Source organism: Flexithrix dorotheae DSM 6795, assembly GCF_000379765.1.
GTDB lineage: Bacteria > Bacteroidota > Bacteroidia > Cytophagales > Flammeovirgaceae > Flexithrix > Flexithrix dorotheae.
In genome coordinates this window covers 64,758-82,481 of the sequence record NZ_KB903509.1, presented here as the reverse complement: position 1 = coordinate 82,481, position 17,724 = coordinate 64,758, and the positions used below count along the sequence as shown (strand labels likewise).

The window sequence follows — 17,724 nt, the reverse complement described above, 5'->3', positions numbered from 1 at the left end:
TCACAGGAAAAGTCGTTTGTAGATAGAAGAAATTTCCCTGAATAATTTCTAGCGGAGATTAAAATTAATCCTGGTTATTTCAAACTTTAAAACCTGAAAGCATTCTTTGTCTATTATATAAAAATGCTATCAAAAAACAAAGAAATGAAAATCATTGAACCTTACCAATCAACCAACAAAATTAGAATTGTAACAGCCGGATCCCTTTTTGACGGCCATGATGCTGCCATAAATATAATGAGAAGGATTATGCAGTCCTCAGGGGCTGAAATAATTCATTTAGGGCATAACCGGTCTGTTCAGGAAATAGTGGAATGTGCCATTCAGGAAGATGTCCAGGGAATTGCCATCACTTCCTATCAGGGAGGGCATATGGAATTTTTTAAGTATGCTTTTGATCTTCTCCAGGAGAATAATTGCGGACATATTAAGCTGTTTGGAGGGGGAGGAGGAACTATTTTACCCACCGAAATAGAAGCGTTGCAGGCCTATGGAATTACCAGAATATATTCTCCTGATGATGGGCGAAGTCTTGGCCTTCAGGGCATGATTAACGATATGCTTTCCCAATGTGATTTTCCAACTGGAAAAGGTTTGAACGGGGAATTGGAAGGCTTAAATACCCGGGATAAAAAATCCATTGCCCGCATCATTTCAGCTACAGAAAATTATCCTCAGGAGATTCAGGATTATTTGAAAAAATTAAAACAGGAAGGGCCAGAAAAAGTCATTCCTGTACTGGGAATTACCGGAACTGGCGGGGCAGGAAAATCCAGTCTGGTAGATGAATTTGTGAGACGTTTTTTATTCGATTTTCCGAATAAAACTATGGCTATTGTATCTGTGGATCCTTCCAAAAGAAAGTCCGGAGGGGCATTGTTGGGAGATAGAATTCGGATGAATTCCATTTTTAATAACCAGGTTTACATGCGTTCCCTTGCCACCAGGCAATCTAATCTGGCACTTTCTCAGCATGTACAGGAAACACTTCATATTTTAAAGGCAGCAGGGTTTGACCTTATTATTCTGGAAACCTCAGGAATTGGTCAGTCTGATACAGAAATAGTAGATCATTCCGATCTGGCATTGTATGTCATGACTCCGGAATATGGAGCAGCCACCCAATTGGAGAAAATTGACATGCTGGACTTTGCCGATATTATTGCCATTAATAAGTTCGATAAAAAAGGGGCTCAGGATGCTTTGAGAGATGTGAAAAAGCAATACCAAAGGAATCACAATTTGTGGGAAGCCTCTACGGATGACCTGCCTGTTTTTGGTACTATCGCTTCTCAGTTTTATGATGATGGGATGAATAAACTCTATCGGGAAATCATACAGAAATTGAATGATAAAGTAGGGTTAAAGTGGAAGGGAGAAGGAAAGTTTTTGCAATTTGATGCACAGTCAGATCCCATCATTTCCCCCAAAAGAGTAAGGTATTTGTCCGAAATTTCCACTACAATAAGGGATTACAATAAGTGGGTGGATGACCAGGCCGAAATTGCCAATCGTTATGCAGCACTTGAATCAACTTTGAAAGAACTTAGGAGCGAAAATGAGGAAGAAATCATAACCAGACTAGGGGAAATAAAAAAAGAAATAGCCCTAAAGCTGGATCGAAATAATAAACAGATTTTAGAAAATTGGGAAGCCAAAAAGTCCGCTTATCAGGGGGAGGAGTTTGTTTATAAAGTGCGTAACCGGGAAATAAAGGTAGCAACAACAACAAAATCTCTTTCTCATTCCAAAATTAAGAAAATTGCTTTACCAGGTTATTCCGGTTGGGGCGATATATTAAAGTGGAATCTACAGGAAAATGTGCCTGGAGAATTTCCCTATACAGCTGGCGTATTCCCATTCAAAAGACAAAATGAGGACCCCACCCGAATGTTTGCCGGAGAAGGAGGACCGGAAAGGACAAATAAGCGATTTCATTATGTTTCTGAAGGTTTGCCTGCTGCCCGGCTTTCTACAGCATTCGATTCAGTTACTTTATATGGAGAAGATCCGGATTATCGCCCTGATATTTATGGGAAAATTGGTAACTCGGGTGTAAATGTTTGTTGCCTGGATGATGCTAAAAAATTGTATTCGGGCTTCAATTTATCCGACCCTACTACATCCGTTTCCATGACAATTAATGGCCCGGCTGCCACTATTTGTGCCTTTTTTATGAATGCAGCCATTGATCAGCAATGTGAATTGTATATTAAAGAAAATGGATTAGAAAAGGAGATCAATCAAAAAATTGAGGAAATCTACCAAAAGAAAGGTGTAGAAAGGCCTTTCTATAATGGGGAATTACCTCCAACTCATGATGGATTAGGGCTGATGTTGCTGGGTGTAACCGGAGATGAGGTTCTGCCCGGTGAGATTTATGAAAAAATTAAGGCGGAAACACTTACCAAAGTGAGAGGAACCGTTCAGGCAGATATATTAAAGGAAGACCAGGCTCAGAATACCTGTATTTATTCTACAGAATTTTCTTTGCGTTTGATGGGAGATGTGCAGCAGTATTTTATTGATCAAAATGTACGAAACTTCTATTCTGTTTCTATCTCAGGTTATCACATTGCCGAAGCCGGAGCAAATCCTATATCTCAGTTGGCTTTTACCCTAAGCAATGGTTTTACCTTTGTAGAATATTACCTCAGCAGAGGTATGCATATTGACGATTTTGCCCCTAATTTTTCCTTTTTCTTTTCCAATGGACTCGATCCGGAATATGCTGTAATTGGCAGAGTAGCCAGAAGAATTTGGGCAAAAGCCATGAAACTGAAATATGGTGGAAATGAGCGCTCACAGAAACTCAAGTATCATATCCAGACCTCAGGCCGGTCTCTGCATGCTCAGGAGATTTCCTTTAATGATATCCGTACCACATTGCAGGCACTTTATGCTATTTATGATAATTGTAACTCTCTGCATACCAACGCCTATGATGAAGCGATCACTACGCCAACCGAAGAATCGGTAAGAAGAGCCATGGCCATTCAGTTAATAATCAATAAGGAATCTGGTTTGGCTAAAAATGAAAACCCGCTTCAGGGTTCATTTATAATTGAAGAACTAACAGATTTGGTAGAAGAAGCGGTAATGGCAGAGTTTGATAGAATTACCGAAAGGGGAGGAGTGCTTGGTGCTATGGAAACCATGTACCAGCGAACTAAAATTCAGGAAGAATCCATGTACTACGAAACATTAAAGCATTCTGGTGAGTTTCCGATAATTGGTGTAAATACATATCTGTCTACTGAAGGTTCTCCAACCATCATTCCTGAAAATGTAATCAGGTCAACAGAGGAGGAAAAGCAATTCCAGATAAACACAAGGGAAAATTTGCATGAGGCCAATCAAACGAAAATTAAGGATGCACTGGAAAACCTCAAGATAGCCGCTCTGGAAAAAAAGAACCTGTTTGAGGAATTGATGGAAGCTACTAAAATATGTTCTTTAGGCCAGATTACCCATGCATTATTTGAAGTGGGCGGGCAGTATAGACGAAATATGTAGGTTGAAAAATAAAAAAGTCCCCTGATAATATTAATTATCAGGGGACTTTTCTTATAAAAGCTAAATCTTATTCTTCTACCTCTACAGCTTCTTTTAGGTTGTAAATCAATCCGGTTTCTGTTTCATTCAGTTCCAGCTTACCTCTAAAGGTCACTTGTTCCATTTCAAATTTTCTGGGATTTTTCATAAAAACTGCCATTACAGTCTCTATCCCAGCGCCACCACAAAAAAAACAGCTGCTGTAAGGCAGGGCAGAAATAACCACTGATCCGTCTTCTGTATCCAGGGGTAGCATATATCCTCTTATGGAAACTTCTTTACCATTCAGTTTTTTAGCTTCTTCATTAAACTTGGGAAAGCCAATTTCTGCACCATAAGTCTCACTATACTTTTGGTACCATTCAATATCTCCTAAAGTTGTCCAAAGGTCTTCCTGAGCTTTTAATTCACCAGAAAAAATTGTGAATAGAATAACAATGATGGTGAAATTTAAAAATCTTCTGATATCCATAGGGTTGATCCATTTAATTGTCAGTTGACAAATTTAATGAAGTTAAGGGAATTTGAATGCATAAAATTCCCTGTAATTGAAGGGTTTGTAATTAAAACGATTTCAATTTGTAATTTAAACTCATAAAACAAGTGTTACTAATCGGCCTTTCCGTTGGACAAAGGCTGAACTGAAGGAGGCAGGCTTTCATAAGCTAAATTACGAAGGCAAAAATATTGCAGGTTGGATTTTCTACCCGTTGAAGCTGTAAATCCCCAAATTACACTGGTTTCTCCATCAAAAATATCATTTACCAAATCCCGGGTGCCCCGATATACAACCATGCCATCCAGCTTTACAGTGATGGTTTGGGAATCAGGATCCCAACTGAAGCGGAAATCATGGAGGAAATCATCTTCCATATTATAATCATTTTCATTATTATTCCAGTGCTTTTCATGAAAACTCACCCCATTTTCCAAGTAAGCCACATGGTCATACATAGGGTCATTTTGCTGGAGATTTTGATAGGTATCGAATTCCACAGCAATGGAAGGAGTAATCGAATTGGCCCAATAGGCGTTTGGACTCCATCGCCCATATCCCATGCACTCTCCCCAGGTTCCATAGGCCTTATATTCTCTGGGGTCGTTATGAATTACAAAGGTAATTCCATCGGCTCCTTCATCTTTTCTGCCCAAAAAGATATCAAATTCAATTTCGAAATAACGGGTTAGGTCTAGTTTGGCATTGTGATAAGCCAATCCTTCGCTATAAGGCACATCTGGGGTGAGTAAAATACAATTTCCAGACATAAAATTAGCGGTGCCCATCAATTCAAATTGAGCATGTGAACAAAGGCTGATGAGAAAAAAAGTAAGGGTAGCCAGTAAACGTTGCATAGTTTCAGGGATTTATCTTCTTTAAATTAAGGATTTTGAGGTTAATAAACAATCCTTTCTTATTGGATAAAGTAGATATTTCCCAAAAGGTTCAAAAATTAAGGCAAAAAAAATACAGACCATTTCTGGCCTGTATTTTAAATTTTGAAAGAAGTGAGCTGTTTATTTCAAAACAACCTCTGTGTTATAAGATTTGCTACCTGATGATAAGTAAAAAGTGTATTTTCCAGGTGCAAGGTTCGACAAGTTAAATGTTTTTGCAAAAGAATCAGCTGCATATCCATTTGAGTAAACTTCTTCACCATTTTCATCTAAAATGGTAGTTTCCACATAATTCTCCATAAGATTTTGAAAAGAAACGTGTAGTTTGGCTTCCTCCTGTTTTACTCTTGGAAGGAAGTAGTCTACTACCTGATTTGGATCTACAGAAACCGCTCCTTCCGCATCAATTGCAAATTTTTGAAGAATTTCCCTGTTTTCAATTACCACATTTAGTAAGTAAGTTCCTTTATCAAGACCGCTTAAATCCAGTTTTCTTAGCAAGACAGATTCTGAAGAGAACTCTTTCGCTAAAATCACATTTCCATCTCTGGTCTTAATTTTTACAGCCACATCACTGTTGGCATAATTGAAGATACTTAATAAAGCGGAATTGCTTTCCAAAGCTTTCAAGGAAACATGGCTTCTTGAAGATGGACTATCTGAGGCCGACAGATTTAAAGCAAAAACTAATAATAACAATACAGATGCAAAATACTTTTTCATAGCTTTATTATTTTAATGTTGGTTTTTTAATATTTTAAATTCTTATAATTCGATTTTCTTTGTGTATTCGTTTTCTCCTATGGCTATAGAAAATAAATAACTTCCTTTTTTAAGGTTTTCAAGGTTTAGTATTTTACCATATGCTGATTCTCCAGCAATTATTTCCTGGTAAAAAACCTCTCCTGATTCAGAGGAAATCATTAGGGTTCCCTGCATTGAAATTTGATTCATCATTCTGACAGTGAGTTTCCCTTCAGAAAAATCTACCAAGGGAGCCAAAACTTGCATAGAGGTTTGATTTTCCAATAAAAAGTTACCGTCTTTTGTAATTCTAAAGCTTTGAGTGATTACCTGGTCTTTATTTAGAATTTCCAAAGTATACTTACCGTAATCCAATTTTGAGAAATTATATTTTTCAATATAATTTACAGCGTCAGTGATTTCCTTGTTATATATGATTGATCCCTGTGCGTCAAGAATGTTTAGTGATATCTTAGATTGACTTAAATTTTTTACCGAGATTAAAGCTTTGTGATTTTCACTTAAAGGCTTAAATGAAACCGAAAGGCTTTCCTTTTTTAGATCATCAGCAGGGTTAGTGCTTCCTAAAGAACTTAATGCAGATACCCAGACCAGCATTAATGATAGAACAATTGATTTAAGTGATTTCATAGTTGTTAAGTTGTAAGAGCTTGTGATAAAAATTAATTATTTATAGTGCAAACCTAAACGGGTATGCGGTTCTTTGTGTTGAAAAATTATAAATTAATTGTTAATTGTAGGTTAAGTAAATGTTTATATATTAATTTAATATTAAGTTTAAAGAAAGTATGAGTAAAATAATAATTATGAAATAATGCTTAATAAATGATTTTTTATTATGGTTTTTTGTTGAAAACACATTTTAATTCTGTAATAAGTCTAAATATAAGTATTTATGTGTTATTAATAATTAATTAATCATTATTAAAAATCATAAAACCGCTTAAACGGGTTTATAATTTTGTTTGGATTGTGTGGTTGCGGCCATATTGCAATCAAAAAACAGGTTTTTTTGATTGCATTTGCCTTTGCGAATGTGTTTTGTTGAGTCCTGATGAGGGTTAATGATCCTGGAAATTATCTTGAAATGGGTGGAGATACCCTTTTAAAATGCGCTTACCGGCTCTTGAATTTGGTAATTTATAAGCGGGGTAACCTTTTTAAACCTTCGCTTTTGGTTTAATCTCAGGCTACAGTTATTCAATCCCAAATAATTCCCTTTCACTTCTTTATTCTTTTTTCTGAGCTCACAGAAGGGCATATTTGGAATATCAAATAAGAATAATGAAACCTAAAACAATAAAGAAAGAAATGAAAAATTTAAATATAGTACTTGAAAAAATAGCAAGAATCACCCTGGGCTCGGTTATGTTTATTAGTACATTATTGGCTTCTCTGATCGTAATGCCATTCTATCTGGCAACATTAGTAATTACAAAATTCCAAAAACCAAAAAAAGAAATGATTTACGTGAAAGTTCCGGCTAATCGAAGTTGGTAATTTATAAATCGAATAAAAAAGTCCATCAGAACATCTCTGGTGGACTTTTTTATTGATACTACTTGTAGGCCTTAATCTTCCTTTTTAGCTTTTTCAGTTTTCATTTTCATGATGTCCCCCTAAGCCACTTCCAGTAAGTTGATCCCAATTGTCGGTGTGTTTCCCAATTTTTCCTTTTCTGTTCTTTTTTGTCATTACCTGAAATGCTGAAGGTTTTATCATTGACTTTACGATTAATCCCCAAATAAAAGGAATTGTCCAGTTTAAAATAGAATTCAAGTTTTTTTGAGAAGGATTAAGAAAATTAGTTTGGTTAATCTTTTTTTGTACTTTCCAAGCTAAAAAAATATGTGAAATAGCCAGAAAACATAGAAAAATTTCCATTGTTTAAAATTTTGAGTAAAGTCATTATGATACAATAATTCCTTCGTTTATTTTTAGTAAGTCCTCAACTAACCTGTCATTATTCTCCGGAGCAATATAAATTTCATTGTATTTGTTGAATTTAATAATTAGCCCCTTCGTAGCTATGGCGGGTCTTACTCCGGTCCACATGGTTTTTCCTTTTATGATTTCCCTAATGCTGGAAATTTCAATTTCTCCTTTTAAAAAGGCGGATTTGTATATTAGTTTATCATCAAGGATTTGATAGAAAGTATCCAGGTAAATCCATAAAAGCAATCCAAAAGGACTCCATAATAGAACCCAAAGGAAAGGCTGAGATGAGAATTTAGCTGAATCCAGAAAAAGAACCGCAAAGGGGAGGATCATAAAAACAACTAGAAGATAATTGAAAAATCCTTTCCTTTTGGGTTTATAGAAAGCCATAAATATGCCTTATTTAGACTGAAAAGTTTCTGCGATGACTTCAAGTTCCTTTTTTTTCAGGTTAGAAGTATTTTTTAATTTGGAAATAAAAGACTGGACTTCCTCCTCAGTTGCCGGACAACCCAGGTTTTGGCCTTCTTCATTAAAAGAGTCCTCCAACAATTGGCCATTTTCATCTAAAATTACCCAAAAGGGCAACCCGGATTTTTCTCCTTTATATTTTTTTAATAAATCTAATGCCCCGGGATTTTCAAGGTATTTTTTGTCCTTGCTTTCATGTACTATCAATTGGATCGTGATATAATTGTCCTCAAAAAAAGTTTTACAAGCTTCACTTTTCATTTGTTTGTCCATCCTTTTGCACCAGCCACACCATGAAGCACTATATTTTATAAAAACTTTTTTGTTTTCTACTTTGGCTTTCTTTAGGGCTGCATTCAAAATTTTAGCTGCATTGTCCTGAGCTTGTATTGAAATAGATCCGAATCCGATCATTAAAAATAAAAGGACTGTTAACCTTAGTTTCATGGTCTGAGAATTTTTTGGGTTAGTAGAATAAAAGAGAAGGAAAATTACAAAATATTTATAAAAAATTTGACTGGCCCGGGATTTTTCGGGCATTTCAAATGCCCTACTCAGTTATGGTTATCATATAATTGCTGCTGAGCCTTCAAAGGGGAGCTCAGCCGCAATTGCATTATAACTGGACCAAATTCGGCATTTGTAATGCCGGAAAAGACAACAAAAAAAGGCGCAATCAAAAGATCACGCCCAATCGAATTTAGGGATTATAAAAATTATCTTCGTCTAATTTCAAGTTTATCCATGTGGTTAATTACACAAAAGCTTGAAAGAAAGAGTGCTTATTTATCAAATATAAAGGCACAGGTGCTTAATGCTCCAGAAAGTTAATCAGGTATTCTCTATAACTATAATAATCCGGATGTTCCAAAACACTTCTTCTATCTCTGGGTCTTTCTAACGGGATGCTTAGAATATCACCCACTTTGGCGTAAGGTCCGGAAGTCATCATAATTACCCGGTCGGCTAAGAAAATGGATTCATCCACATCGTGGGTAATCATAATGGCGGTAATATTTTCCTGATTCCATACTTCCAACAATACATCCTGAAGTTCGGCTCTGGTAAGGGAATCCAACATTCCAAATGGTTCGTCCAAAAGCAGTATTTTAGGTTTTAAGGCAAACGCTCTGGCAATTCCCACCCGTTGTTGCATACCCTGGGAAAGATCAGATGCCTTTTTATGAAAGGAATCGCCTAACCCTACTTTATCCAGATAGTATTTACAAATATCAATTCTTTGTTCTTTTGTACCTTGGGGAAATACTTGTTCTACTCCCAATAACACATTTTCCAAAGCAGTCATCCAGGGAAAAAGGGATGGGGATTGGAATACCACTCCTCTATCCGGCCCAGGACTGGTGATGGGCTTTTCGTCAAGTAAAATTTGCCCGCCCGAAATGGGGTTTAATCCGGCAATCATGGTCAGTAAAGTCGATTTTCCACAACCAGAGTGACCAATGATGGAAATAAATTCCTCCTTTTTTACCTGTAAATCCAGGTTTTCCAATACTACATAATCGCCCTTGGGAGTAGGGTAGACTTTTTTAAGGCTTTGGATATCCAGCATCACTTCTCCGGGTTTTGATTCCGAATTGATGCTTATTTCCTCATTTATTGCTATATTTTCCATTGCTGTTGTTTCTTTTTTTAATAATTAGAAAACCAAAATTAACCCCTTGTAAAACCAGGGTGCTAACCAAAAAAATTAGAAATATTTCAACCGGTCTTTTTCAGTCCTTTTTTTGAATATTTTACCAGGCATGATGGGTTTCAAATCCGGTAGAGTATAGTTATTGATCTTTTTGGTTTTTGCTTCTGTTCCAATATCCATCAAGTATTCAATAATTTCGTTTCTGGTTTTTTTGAAATCATCATTAGAGTTCAAAGCAGTTTTATCCCTTGGCCTTTCAATATTGATTTCAAATTCAGGCCCCAGGGTAGCATTTGGTCCGGGGTTGAGCGGAATAATTCTATCAGCCATTAAAATTCCTTCATCTACATCATTGGTGATTAATAAAGCTGTTCTTTTATTTTCATCCCAGATTTTGATGATTTCCTCCTGAAGGGTACCCCGTGTTAAAGCATCCAGGGCACTTAGCGGTTCATCCATGATTAACATTTCCGGATTCATGGCCAGGGCCCGGGCAACTGCCACCCTTTGTCGCATACCTCCACTGAGTTCAGCAGGCCTTTTTTCTAAAGCCGGGGTGAGGTTTACCATTTCCACATATTTCTTTACATGTTGTTCCTTATCTGCTTTCGACATGTGAGGAAAAACTTCATCCACGGCCAGCACCACATTTTGAAAAACAGTAAACCAGGGTAGTAATGAGTAATTTTGGAATATCACACCTCTTTCATGTCCGGGACCGGTAATGGGCTCTCCTTTAAATAATACTTCCCCCTGGTCAGGCATAAGTAATCCGTTAATCAGGGATACTAATGTAGTCTTGCCACTTCCTGTAAAGCCAACAATTGCCACAAACTCTCCTTCATTTATATGTAAATTGATGTTGCGCAAAACCTCGGTTCTGTTCTTTCCTTCACCGTATCCTTTGCTTACATTATTAAGTTCTAAAAAAGCCATTGTTTTAGTATTTAAAGTCTTGAAATAGTTATACCGTTCTGCTATTATGCCACTACAGCACCTTTATCAAAACTTACAGCTTTTTGCAGGGCAACCATTATTCTATCCAAGAAAAATCCGATGATTCCCACAGTGAATACTGCTACCATAATTCTGGCAAGGGAATTACTGCTACCATTTTGGAATTCATCCCAAACAAACTTGCCTAACCCGGGGTTTTGGGCAAGCATTTCCGCAGCAATCAATACCATCCATCCAACCCCAAGGGAAATCCTTAAACCGGTAAATATTAGTGGTAAAGTTGCTGGTAATACAATTTTAAAGGTCTTTTTCATTGGAGAAAGTTGTAGTACCCTGGCTACATTAATATAATCCTTATTCACTGAAGACACTCCAAGCGAGGTGTTAATTAAAGTGGCCCACAAGGAACACAGTGAAACGGTAATGGCGGAAATGATAAATGATTTTTCAAAGAAACCGTCATTGGTTACATAAACCGCACTCACAATCATGGTTACAATGGGCAGCCAAGCCAGTGGGGAAACTGGTTTGAAAACCTGAATGATGGGGCTCATGGCCTGCATGGCATTTTTACTTAATCCACATAAAACTCCAATTGGAAGTGCAATTAAAGATGCGATTACGAAGCCCATAAATACAGTTTTCAGGCTGGTGATGATTTGGTCCCAATAAGTTGGCTTTCCTGTATAATCTATAATTTTTACAGTTGCAGCTGGGTTTTTAGCCAATTTTGCTGCATTTCTAATTTCTTGTCTTTCGTAGAAAGCATCGGCTTTAGCCCTTTCTTCTACGTGTTCTATCCAAAGGGATTTGGCTTGCTCTGCTACCTGAATTGGTCCTGGTACAGCCCCTAAAGAAGTTTCAATTTGGGAAGCAGTTACAGACCATAAAAAAAGGAAAGTGACAATGGCTGCAAGTGGAATACCCACTGTCTGGCCAATTTCTTTGAGTTGGGTTTTTGCTTCTTCTCCGGAGAAAAGTTTGATAAATGGAACGCCCCATCGCATTCCGGTAAAGGTCAATACTTTTATAGCAATAGTTTTCATTTTATTCTGGCTTTGAAGTTTTATTGATGATTGTTTGGCTTTGATTTAGAGTTTTTGGAGGATTAATTTCAGCCAGATTTCAAAATTAACCCAGCTGAAATTAAATTAAACTTGCTCTTTTTATTGTACAGGATCTTTAAGTCCCACGGTAAATTTATTGAGGTAACCATTTGGATCTTTCGCATCATACTCTACTCCATCAATAAAATCTGCAGTTGGAGTTTTGAATCCATCAGTACTTGGTATTTCCTCAGCAGAAAGATGTCCTTCTTCTTGTAATAATTTGGCGGCTTTCATCCAAACTTCTGGCAGGTAGATCTCTTTTGCAGTACTAATGTACCAGTCGTTGGATTTTGGCTCTGTGATTTGCCCCCATCTTCTCATTTGGGTTAAAAACCAAACTGCATCACTGTAATAAGGATAAGTTGCGTGATATCTGAAGAATACATTGAAATCAGGCATTTGTCTTTTATCTCCTTTTTCGAATTCGAAAGTTCCAGTCATACTGTTGGCAATTACCTCATAGTCAGCACCTACATATTCTGATTTTGAAAGAATTTTCACAGCTTCTTCTCTGTTGGCTCCATTGTTCTCATCCAGCCATTTTCCAGCCCTGATTAATGCTTTTGTAATCGCTACCATGGTGTTGGGGTTCTTGTCAGCCCATTCTTTACTCAATCCAAATACTTTTTCAGGATTGTTTTTCCAGATGTCATAATTCGTAGTGACTGGCACACCAATTCCTTTAAATACCGCTTGTTGGTTCCATGGTTCTCCTACACAGTATCCTAAAATAGTTCCAGCTTCCATAGTGGCTGGCATTTGTGGAGGAGGAGTAACTGAAAGTAAAACCTCTGCATCCGTTGTTCCTGTAATATCTGATTCAGTATAATAACCAGGGGAAATTCCTGCAGCTGCTAACCAGTATCTGATTTCATAGTTATGTGTAGAAACCGGGAATACCATTCCCATATTAAAAGGCTTTCCATTTCTCTTGTATTCCTCAATTACAGGCTTAATCGCATCTGCTTTAATAGGATGCACAGGTTTTCCGCCCTCCATTGGAACATTGGGCTTCATTTGTTCCCATATTTCGTTGGAAACTGTAATCCCGTTTCCATTTAAATCCATACTAAACGGTGTTACGATGGCAGCTTTTGTTCCAAATCCGATAGTTGCTCCAATCGGCTGTCCAGCCAACATATGAGCTCCATCCAGTTCTCCTGAAATTACCCTGTCTAATAAAACCTTCCAGTTGGCCTGAGCTTCAAGGGTTACGTAAAGTCCTTCATCTTCAAAAAATCCTTTCTCTTTTGCAATGGCCAATGGCGCCATATCCGTCAGTTTGATGAATCCAAACTTCAATTCTTCCTTTTCTAATTCTAACCCTGAAAGTTCAGGAGCAACGGTTGCCTGGGAAACTTCAGGTTGTTTTTTGCCACTACATGAAATGATCAGGCAAAGGGCTGTTAACCAAATAATGGAGGTTATTTGTAATTTTTTCATGGAAATAAATTCTTTTTATTGTTTAAATATTTTGTTGTTGCAAGATTGTCTGACTAAAAATATGGTAAAAGGAAGGTGAAAGACAATCATCAATTCTACGCAATTTGTTATTTTGAAGTGAATAAAGTTGGCTTGATGGTTAACATTACCCAGGCCCAGTTATTAGAACCTTTGGCATTAGCCACACTTTTTACGTATTCCATTGATTCCGAGGCAAACATTTGAGAATAACCGACCTTAAGGTTGACCTCTTTTCCAAGATTTAAGTTATATACCAGGTCAATTTCCTGACCAAGCGTTTTGGATAAGTCTTCACCCGTTTCCGTATTGGTAATTCCTACAGCAGACTGGAAATAGTGTATATGTGCGATCAAATTTGATTTGCCTCCTAATTTGAAATTGGTTTTTAAGTACGGGTTAACCAATCCTTTATTCATGTGTGGATTTCCTACGTAGAAATAATCCATGAATCCGTAGAATTTGTGGTTCGTTCCATACAAAGGTGCGAAAGATTTGTCCTTAGAATCTCCAGCAGCAGTTCCTGTCAGGTAATCAAATCCGATGGTTAATGGGGTGATTTTAGTTTTAAAAGTCGCATTCAAGGCGATTAAGGCCGCACTCACGTCATTTCCGGCAGCATTCTTACCGCCCTGATAATATAATTCCCCCTCTAGTCCGACACTGCCTAATTTTTTCTTGCCATAAAAAGCATAGGTTTGTCTGAAGAACACATCAGTAGAATCTGAAGTAGTATTCAGTGCCTGTCTTCCATCATTGAAAATCATGAAGGAAAGGCCTCCTCCTGAAATTTCTTTATGAAACCAGGCGTATTGCATTGTCTTGTAGTTATTTACATCAGAATAAAAAGTGGAAGTTAATTTTCCTGGTTCGAATGGTACGTTTTGGTTAAATGCTGCACCCACATGGAATTCTATTCCGGTGGTATCATTTTTATAAACATATTTAATAGCATCGTGGCTTCTTCCCTGAGCTGCCCAGCCAAGGTTTCCAAGGAATCTGGCATTGTCATAATCCAGTTCCATTCTACCAGCCATGATACTTGACTTTCCTGAAATAGCATAGGAACCCCAGGCCTCATATACGTTGTTAAGAGAAGGGTCGGTTTTGTAAATCTGAGCTGCATTTCCCCAGATTCTCACATCCTGTAAAGATAATTTGAATTTAAATTTTTCACCCAGGTAATTAAAATATAGCCTTGAACGCTGTTCCACAAAAGCTGCCGGATCCTGTCCCTCCGCAATTGGCTTTTTAAAACCATTCCTGTATTCAAATCTGGGTCGGATTTCACCAACTACAGAAAACTGGGCAAATGCTCCACTGGCATTTATACACATTAAAAAGAGGCAAACTTGGATGATTCGTACAAATAATTTCATATCAGTAATATTTTATGTCTTTCCCGATTTTGATTCTAATTGCTAGATTTTTTAGGGCTAAGACTGTTCATAATGTTTTTAATTGAGCTTTAATTTTTGTTGAAATTGCTAGTTTGTCATTTTCAATTTACATCCTGGGTTTTACCCTGTTTGTTTTCTCCTCGTAATGGTTTTTTGTATTTAGTAATATTACGTAATTCAAAAGTACGTAATAGAATTTAAAAAGCAAGTAAATTTACGTAAAAATATGCTTAAAATACGTAAAATAGTATCAATTACTTATTTTTTACGTAGTTTTATTACGTAGTTTTTGAGTCCAAATAAGTAGTAGTTATTAGAGTGGAAGGGAAATTAGAAGTGAGGTATATTCAGTGCCTTTTAAGTTTCTTGTCAAAATACTAGCTGATTTGAAGTAGTTAACTAAAAAAGAGGGAAAGGAAATTGGAGAGTCTACCCATACCATTAGTTATTTGTTTATGCAAATCGGCCAAACGAACTCTCCTTTTGGTGATTTGTAGTCAGGAAGCACTATTTATGACAAAAAAAATCCGGCATTTCTAATGCCGGATTGGTTAATGCTTATTTCCTTTTCATTTATCAGGAATAATTTGATGCTGCGATCATAGTTGAGGATAATACACCATAAACTTCAACCCAGGCGGCTTTTACTTCCTCTGTAAAATCCTCACCTAATCCGGCTCCAAGGGTAAAGATTAGAGCTTCCCCAACCGTTTTATAACTACTCTCAGGCACGCCATAACCGACATGTCTTTTGCCAAGGTTTTGCACAACGGGTACCAAGGTTCCCAAGTCATCCAGTCCGGCCACAGCAGCTTTTATCATTGTCATCAGTTTCCTGCCCTGACTTTTGATATCAGATTTGAATAAAGGTTGTAGGGAAGGGTCCAATTCAAATAATTTCCCATAGAAAATTTCAGCAGCCTGATCGGCAATTGGTTCTACTTTAGCGAAAGAGGCTTGAACCATCACTTTTTGTTTTTCAGTCATTTGTTTTAAAAGATTAGTTTAAAGAAATAGATTGAAAAGTGTTTCTTGAAAGCAAACAATCAGGAATCTCCAGTAGAGATTCCTGAAGTTAACTTAAGGTGAAAGTGGAAATAGTCTGATTAGGAATAATCAAACAAAAAGGTTTTGTGATAAGGATGCCACAGCAATATAATAAAAAAAAATTGTAATTACGTAAATTTACGTAAAATACGTAATTGTTCGTTGGGGGTTTCCCTGTATTTTAAAAGTGCCGGCTTTTATAAAATGTAATTCGGAATGGGTAAGGCCAGGCAGTTACTCTGATATGCTTAGCTCATTCGAATTTTGGAAAATATTGAAAAAACTGCCGGTTATGGAAATGTGATGTTTTAATAAAATATTGATTTGAATTGGTTGGTTAAGGGTTTTTGCTGTGTGGATTGTCTGAAAATAATTGATTTTTAAGGATAAATGAGTGAAGAATCCACTCCTGATCAAATAATTTAATTTTATTAAAATGTAATGTTTTTTATTCCTGTCGGTAATCCATTGCTCATTTGGTAAAAATTCATTTCCCTTCCACATAAGGCAAAATTTAGGTTACAGGTTCGTGAATTTTTTAGCCGTATATTTATTATAAACCAAAACAATACGACTATGATTTTCTACCTTGTTTCCTTATTTCTATTTGTGGCTTATCTTTTTAAAGACACCAAATAGACCATTACAGCATAAAAAAATAAAAAGGCAGTCCTGGATTCATTTCAGGACTGCCTTTTTTAATGTGAAATTTTAATTAAAGTTGCGGTGTGTTTTGGCAATTCCCCATCTCTTGTTATAGCTTTAAGGATCATTTTTTTCCTTATTTCAAATAAACACACATTAATATGCAGACAAGTTATAAGCGGACTTCACTAATAATTTTTTTATTCTTAATGCTTTCTTCCATGGCTTCTAAAGAAGAGAAAATCAATTTAAGGGTAATGACTTTTAATATCCGGTATGACAGCCCCAATGATGCCAAAGAAGGAAATGGTTGGGAAGTCCGAAAACCTAGGGTGGCGCAAATTATTGAGTTTTATAACCCTGCAATTTTTGGTTTGCAGGAAGCTTTACTGCATCAAACCAAATATCTGGACAGTGTGTTGGTGGATTATAAATGGTATGGTGTAGGAAGAGATGATGGGAAGGAAAAAGGAGAATATTCCCCTGTTTTTTATAATGCAAAAATGTTTGACCTGGTTTCCAGCGAAACCATGTGGTTATCTGAAACTCCCGGGAAGCCGAGCAAAAGCTGGGATGCAGCCTTGCCCAGGATTCTAACTAAAGTACAATTGAAACACAAGGCTTCAGGAAAAGTAATCGATTTTTTTAATACACATTTCGACCACAGGGGAGAAGAAGCCAGACTGGAAAGTGCGAGATTAATAAAGCGAAATATCCTTGCTGAAGGCTTGTCAAAGCCATCGGTACTTATGGGAGATTTCAATGCTTCCGAAAATTCGGCTCCATACCATGATCTTATTTCAGGTCAGCAAATTTTTGATGTACATCAGATAACCCAAAATGGAAGTATTGGTCCTAAAGGAACATTTGGAGGGTTTGAAGTTTGTGGCAAAGAGATTACAAACAGAATTGATCATATTTTTACCACTAAAGAAATTGAAGTAAAGTGGGTGAAGGTGATAAATGATTCATTCGGGGAAAAATATCCTTCTGATCATTTTCCAGTGATGGCTGATATTGAATTTTAAAGTAATGCTACTTAGGAATTGGAATTGTAAATAAACTAGCTTTCGTATTAGCAGGGTTTCATTTTAAACCCTGCTTTTTTTTTTATTGAAATTAAGGCCATTTTTAGAAGGCTATACAAAGAATGAAGAATGCCCCAAAGTTATTCATGGTTAAATAAAAATACCTGCTGAAATTAATTTACAGTTCTCATTAAGTAAAAATAGCTGTACATTTACATTTAAGTTCCAGTACTTTTTTAATATTGAGCAATATTACCTCAATAGTAATCATTTGCAGCAAATTACAAGGTAGTTATTTT

16 protein-coding genes are annotated in these 17,724 nt (G+C 36.6%); 3 read left to right on the top strand and 13 right to left on the bottom strand.

What is annotated here, in order from left to right; translation table 11 throughout:
* Nucleotides 1–144: 144 nt before the first annotated feature.
* On the top strand, nucleotides 145–3,516 hold the full coding sequence (locus A3EM_RS0137975; protein WP_026210840.1) for a methylmalonyl-CoA mutase family protein: 3,372 nt from the start codon (nucleotides 145–147) through the stop codon (nucleotides 3,514–3,516).
* Nucleotides 3,517–3,583: 67 nt separating this feature from the next.
* Here the strand turns inward: A3EM_RS0137975 and A3EM_RS0137970 are convergent, their stop codons facing one another.
* The 4 genes from A3EM_RS0137970 to A3EM_RS0137955 form a co-directional block, all read right to left on the bottom strand.
* The gene (locus tag A3EM_RS0137970) at nucleotides 3,584–4,027 is read right to left on the bottom strand and encodes a hypothetical protein (protein ID WP_020533470.1); all 444 of its coding nucleotides are present in this window, start codon (nucleotides 4,025–4,027) and stop codon (nucleotides 3,584–3,586) included.
* A 137-nt stretch (nucleotides 4,028–4,164) separates the two neighbouring features.
* Nucleotides 4,165–4,908: an L-type lectin-domain containing protein gene (locus tag A3EM_RS0137965; protein ID WP_020533469.1), complete on the bottom strand. Its 744-nt coding sequence runs from the start codon at nucleotides 4,906–4,908 to the stop codon at nucleotides 4,165–4,167.
* A gap of 162 nt (nucleotides 4,909–5,070) precedes the next feature.
* A complete protein-coding gene (locus A3EM_RS0137960; RefSeq protein ID WP_020533468.1) occupies nucleotides 5,071–5,673 on the bottom strand; it encodes a T9SS type A sorting domain-containing protein in 603 nt (200 codons plus the stop codon).
* Nucleotides 5,674–5,715: 42 nt separating this feature from the next.
* Nucleotides 5,716–6,345: a hypothetical protein gene (locus A3EM_RS0137955; protein ID WP_020533467.1), complete on the bottom strand. Its 630-nt coding sequence runs from the start codon at nucleotides 6,343–6,345 to the stop codon at nucleotides 5,716–5,718.
* Between the two features lie 654 nt (nucleotides 6,346–6,999).
* Here A3EM_RS0137955 and A3EM_RS0137945 point away from each other — a divergent pair.
* Complete coding sequence (locus A3EM_RS0137945) at nucleotides 7,000–7,215, top strand: hypothetical protein (protein ID WP_020533465.1); 216 nt, start codon at nucleotides 7,000–7,002, stop codon at nucleotides 7,213–7,215.
* Nucleotides 7,216–7,308: 93 nt separating this feature from the next.
* Here A3EM_RS0137945 and A3EM_RS48445 read toward each other — a convergent pair whose 3' ends face one another.
* The 9 genes from A3EM_RS48445 to A3EM_RS0137895 form a co-directional block, all read right to left on the bottom strand.
* Nucleotides 7,309–7,437 carry a hypothetical protein gene (locus tag A3EM_RS48445; protein ID WP_281169851.1) on the bottom strand — a complete coding sequence of 43 codons (129 nt, stop codon included), beginning with the start codon at nucleotides 7,435–7,437 and terminating at the stop codon, nucleotides 7,309–7,311.
* 186 nt (nucleotides 7,438–7,623) lie between these two features.
* Nucleotides 7,624–8,043: a PH domain-containing protein gene (locus A3EM_RS0137935; RefSeq protein ID WP_020533463.1), complete on the bottom strand. Its 420-nt coding sequence runs from the start codon at nucleotides 8,041–8,043 to the stop codon at nucleotides 7,624–7,626.
* A gap of 9 nt (nucleotides 8,044–8,052) precedes the next feature.
* Nucleotides 8,053–8,571: a thioredoxin family protein gene (locus tag A3EM_RS0137930; protein WP_026210838.1), complete on the bottom strand. Its 519-nt coding sequence runs from the start codon at nucleotides 8,569–8,571 to the stop codon at nucleotides 8,053–8,055.
* A gap of 364 nt (nucleotides 8,572–8,935) precedes the next feature.
* Nucleotides 8,936–9,757 (bottom strand): ABC transporter ATP-binding protein, encoded by an 822-nt coding sequence (locus tag A3EM_RS0137920; protein ID WP_020533460.1) that lies wholly within the window; start codon nucleotides 9,755–9,757, stop codon nucleotides 8,936–8,938.
* A gap of 75 nt (nucleotides 9,758–9,832) precedes the next feature.
* Nucleotides 9,833–10,714, bottom strand: a complete 882-nt coding sequence (locus A3EM_RS0137915; RefSeq protein WP_020533459.1) for an ABC transporter ATP-binding protein — start codon at nucleotides 10,712–10,714, stop codon at nucleotides 9,833–9,835.
* 44 nt (nucleotides 10,715–10,758) lie between these two features.
* Nucleotides 10,759–11,781, bottom strand: a complete 1,023-nt coding sequence (locus A3EM_RS0137910; RefSeq protein WP_020533458.1) for an ABC transporter permease — start codon at nucleotides 11,779–11,781, stop codon at nucleotides 10,759–10,761.
* Between the two features lie 120 nt (nucleotides 11,782–11,901).
* Nucleotides 11,902–13,287: a CmpA/NrtA family ABC transporter substrate-binding protein gene (locus A3EM_RS0137905; protein ID WP_020533457.1), complete on the bottom strand. Its 1,386-nt coding sequence runs from the start codon at nucleotides 13,285–13,287 to the stop codon at nucleotides 11,902–11,904.
* A 107-nt stretch (nucleotides 13,288–13,394) separates the two neighbouring features.
* Nucleotides 13,395–14,684 (bottom strand): alginate export family protein, encoded by a 1,290-nt coding sequence (locus A3EM_RS0137900; RefSeq protein WP_157638287.1) that lies wholly within the window; start codon nucleotides 14,682–14,684, stop codon nucleotides 13,395–13,397.
* Between the two features lie 597 nt (nucleotides 14,685–15,281).
* Nucleotides 15,282–15,692, bottom strand: coding sequence for a globin family protein (locus A3EM_RS0137895; protein WP_020533455.1), 411 nt, complete (start codon nucleotides 15,690–15,692; stop codon nucleotides 15,282–15,284).
* Between the two features lie 926 nt (nucleotides 15,693–16,618).
* On the opposite strand from A3EM_RS0137895, the gene A3EM_RS0137885 reads away from it, so the two are divergent.
* Nucleotides 16,619–17,425 carry an endonuclease/exonuclease/phosphatase family protein gene (locus A3EM_RS0137885; RefSeq protein ID WP_169513464.1) on the top strand — a complete coding sequence of 269 codons (807 nt, stop codon included), beginning with the start codon at nucleotides 16,619–16,621 and terminating at the stop codon, nucleotides 17,423–17,425.
* The last annotated feature ends 299 nt before the right edge of the window (nucleotides 17,426–17,724 follow it).

What these genes read in the sequence shown, in the direction of transcription:
- A3EM_RS0137975 (WP_026210840.1), top strand. Translation starts at nt 145, where the DNA reads ATGAAAATCATTGAACCTTACCAATCAACCAACAAAATTAGAATTGTA.
- A3EM_RS0137970 (WP_020533470.1), bottom strand. Translation starts at nt 4,027, where the DNA reads ATGGATATCAGAAGATTTTTAAATTTCACCATCATTGTTATTCTATTC.
- A3EM_RS0137965 (WP_020533469.1), bottom strand. Translation starts at nt 4,908, where the DNA reads ATGCAACGTTTACTGGCTACCCTTACTTTTTTTCTCATCAGCCTTTGT.
- A3EM_RS0137960 (WP_020533468.1), bottom strand. Translation starts at nt 5,673, where the DNA reads ATGAAAAAGTATTTTGCATCTGTATTGTTATTATTAGTTTTTGCTTTA.
- A3EM_RS0137955 (WP_020533467.1), bottom strand. Translation starts at nt 6,345, where the DNA reads ATGAAATCACTTAAATCAATTGTTCTATCATTAATGCTGGTCTGGGTA.
- A3EM_RS0137945 (WP_020533465.1), top strand. Translation starts at nt 7,000, where the DNA reads ATGAAACCTAAAACAATAAAGAAAGAAATGAAAAATTTAAATATAGTA.
- A3EM_RS48445 (WP_281169851.1), bottom strand. Translation starts at nt 7,437, where the DNA reads ATGATAAAACCTTCAGCATTTCAGGTAATGACAAAAAAGAACAGAAAA.
- A3EM_RS0137935 (WP_020533463.1), bottom strand. Translation starts at nt 8,043, where the DNA reads ATGGCTTTCTATAAACCCAAAAGGAAAGGATTTTTCAATTATCTTCTA.
- A3EM_RS0137930 (WP_026210838.1), bottom strand. Translation starts at nt 8,571, where the DNA reads ATGAAACTAAGGTTAACAGTCCTTTTATTTTTAATGATCGGATTCGGA.
- A3EM_RS0137920 (WP_020533460.1), bottom strand. Translation starts at nt 9,757, where the DNA reads ATGGAAAATATAGCAATAAATGAGGAAATAAGCATCAATTCGGAATCA.
- A3EM_RS0137915 (WP_020533459.1), bottom strand. Translation starts at nt 10,714, where the DNA reads ATGGCTTTTTTAGAACTTAATAATGTAAGCAAAGGATACGGTGAAGGA.
- A3EM_RS0137910 (WP_020533458.1), bottom strand. Translation starts at nt 11,781, where the DNA reads ATGAAAACTATTGCTATAAAAGTATTGACCTTTACCGGAATGCGATGG.
- A3EM_RS0137905 (WP_020533457.1), bottom strand. Translation starts at nt 13,287, where the DNA reads ATGAAAAAATTACAAATAACCTCCATTATTTGGTTAACAGCCCTTTGC.
- A3EM_RS0137900 (WP_157638287.1), bottom strand. Translation starts at nt 14,684, where the DNA reads ATGAAATTATTTGTACGAATCATCCAAGTTTGCCTCTTTTTAATGTGT.
- A3EM_RS0137895 (WP_020533455.1), bottom strand. Translation starts at nt 15,692, where the DNA reads ATGACTGAAAAACAAAAAGTGATGGTTCAAGCCTCTTTCGCTAAAGTA.
- A3EM_RS0137885 (WP_169513464.1), top strand. Translation starts at nt 16,619, where the DNA reads ATGGCTTCTAAAGAAGAGAAAATCAATTTAAGGGTAATGACTTTTAAT.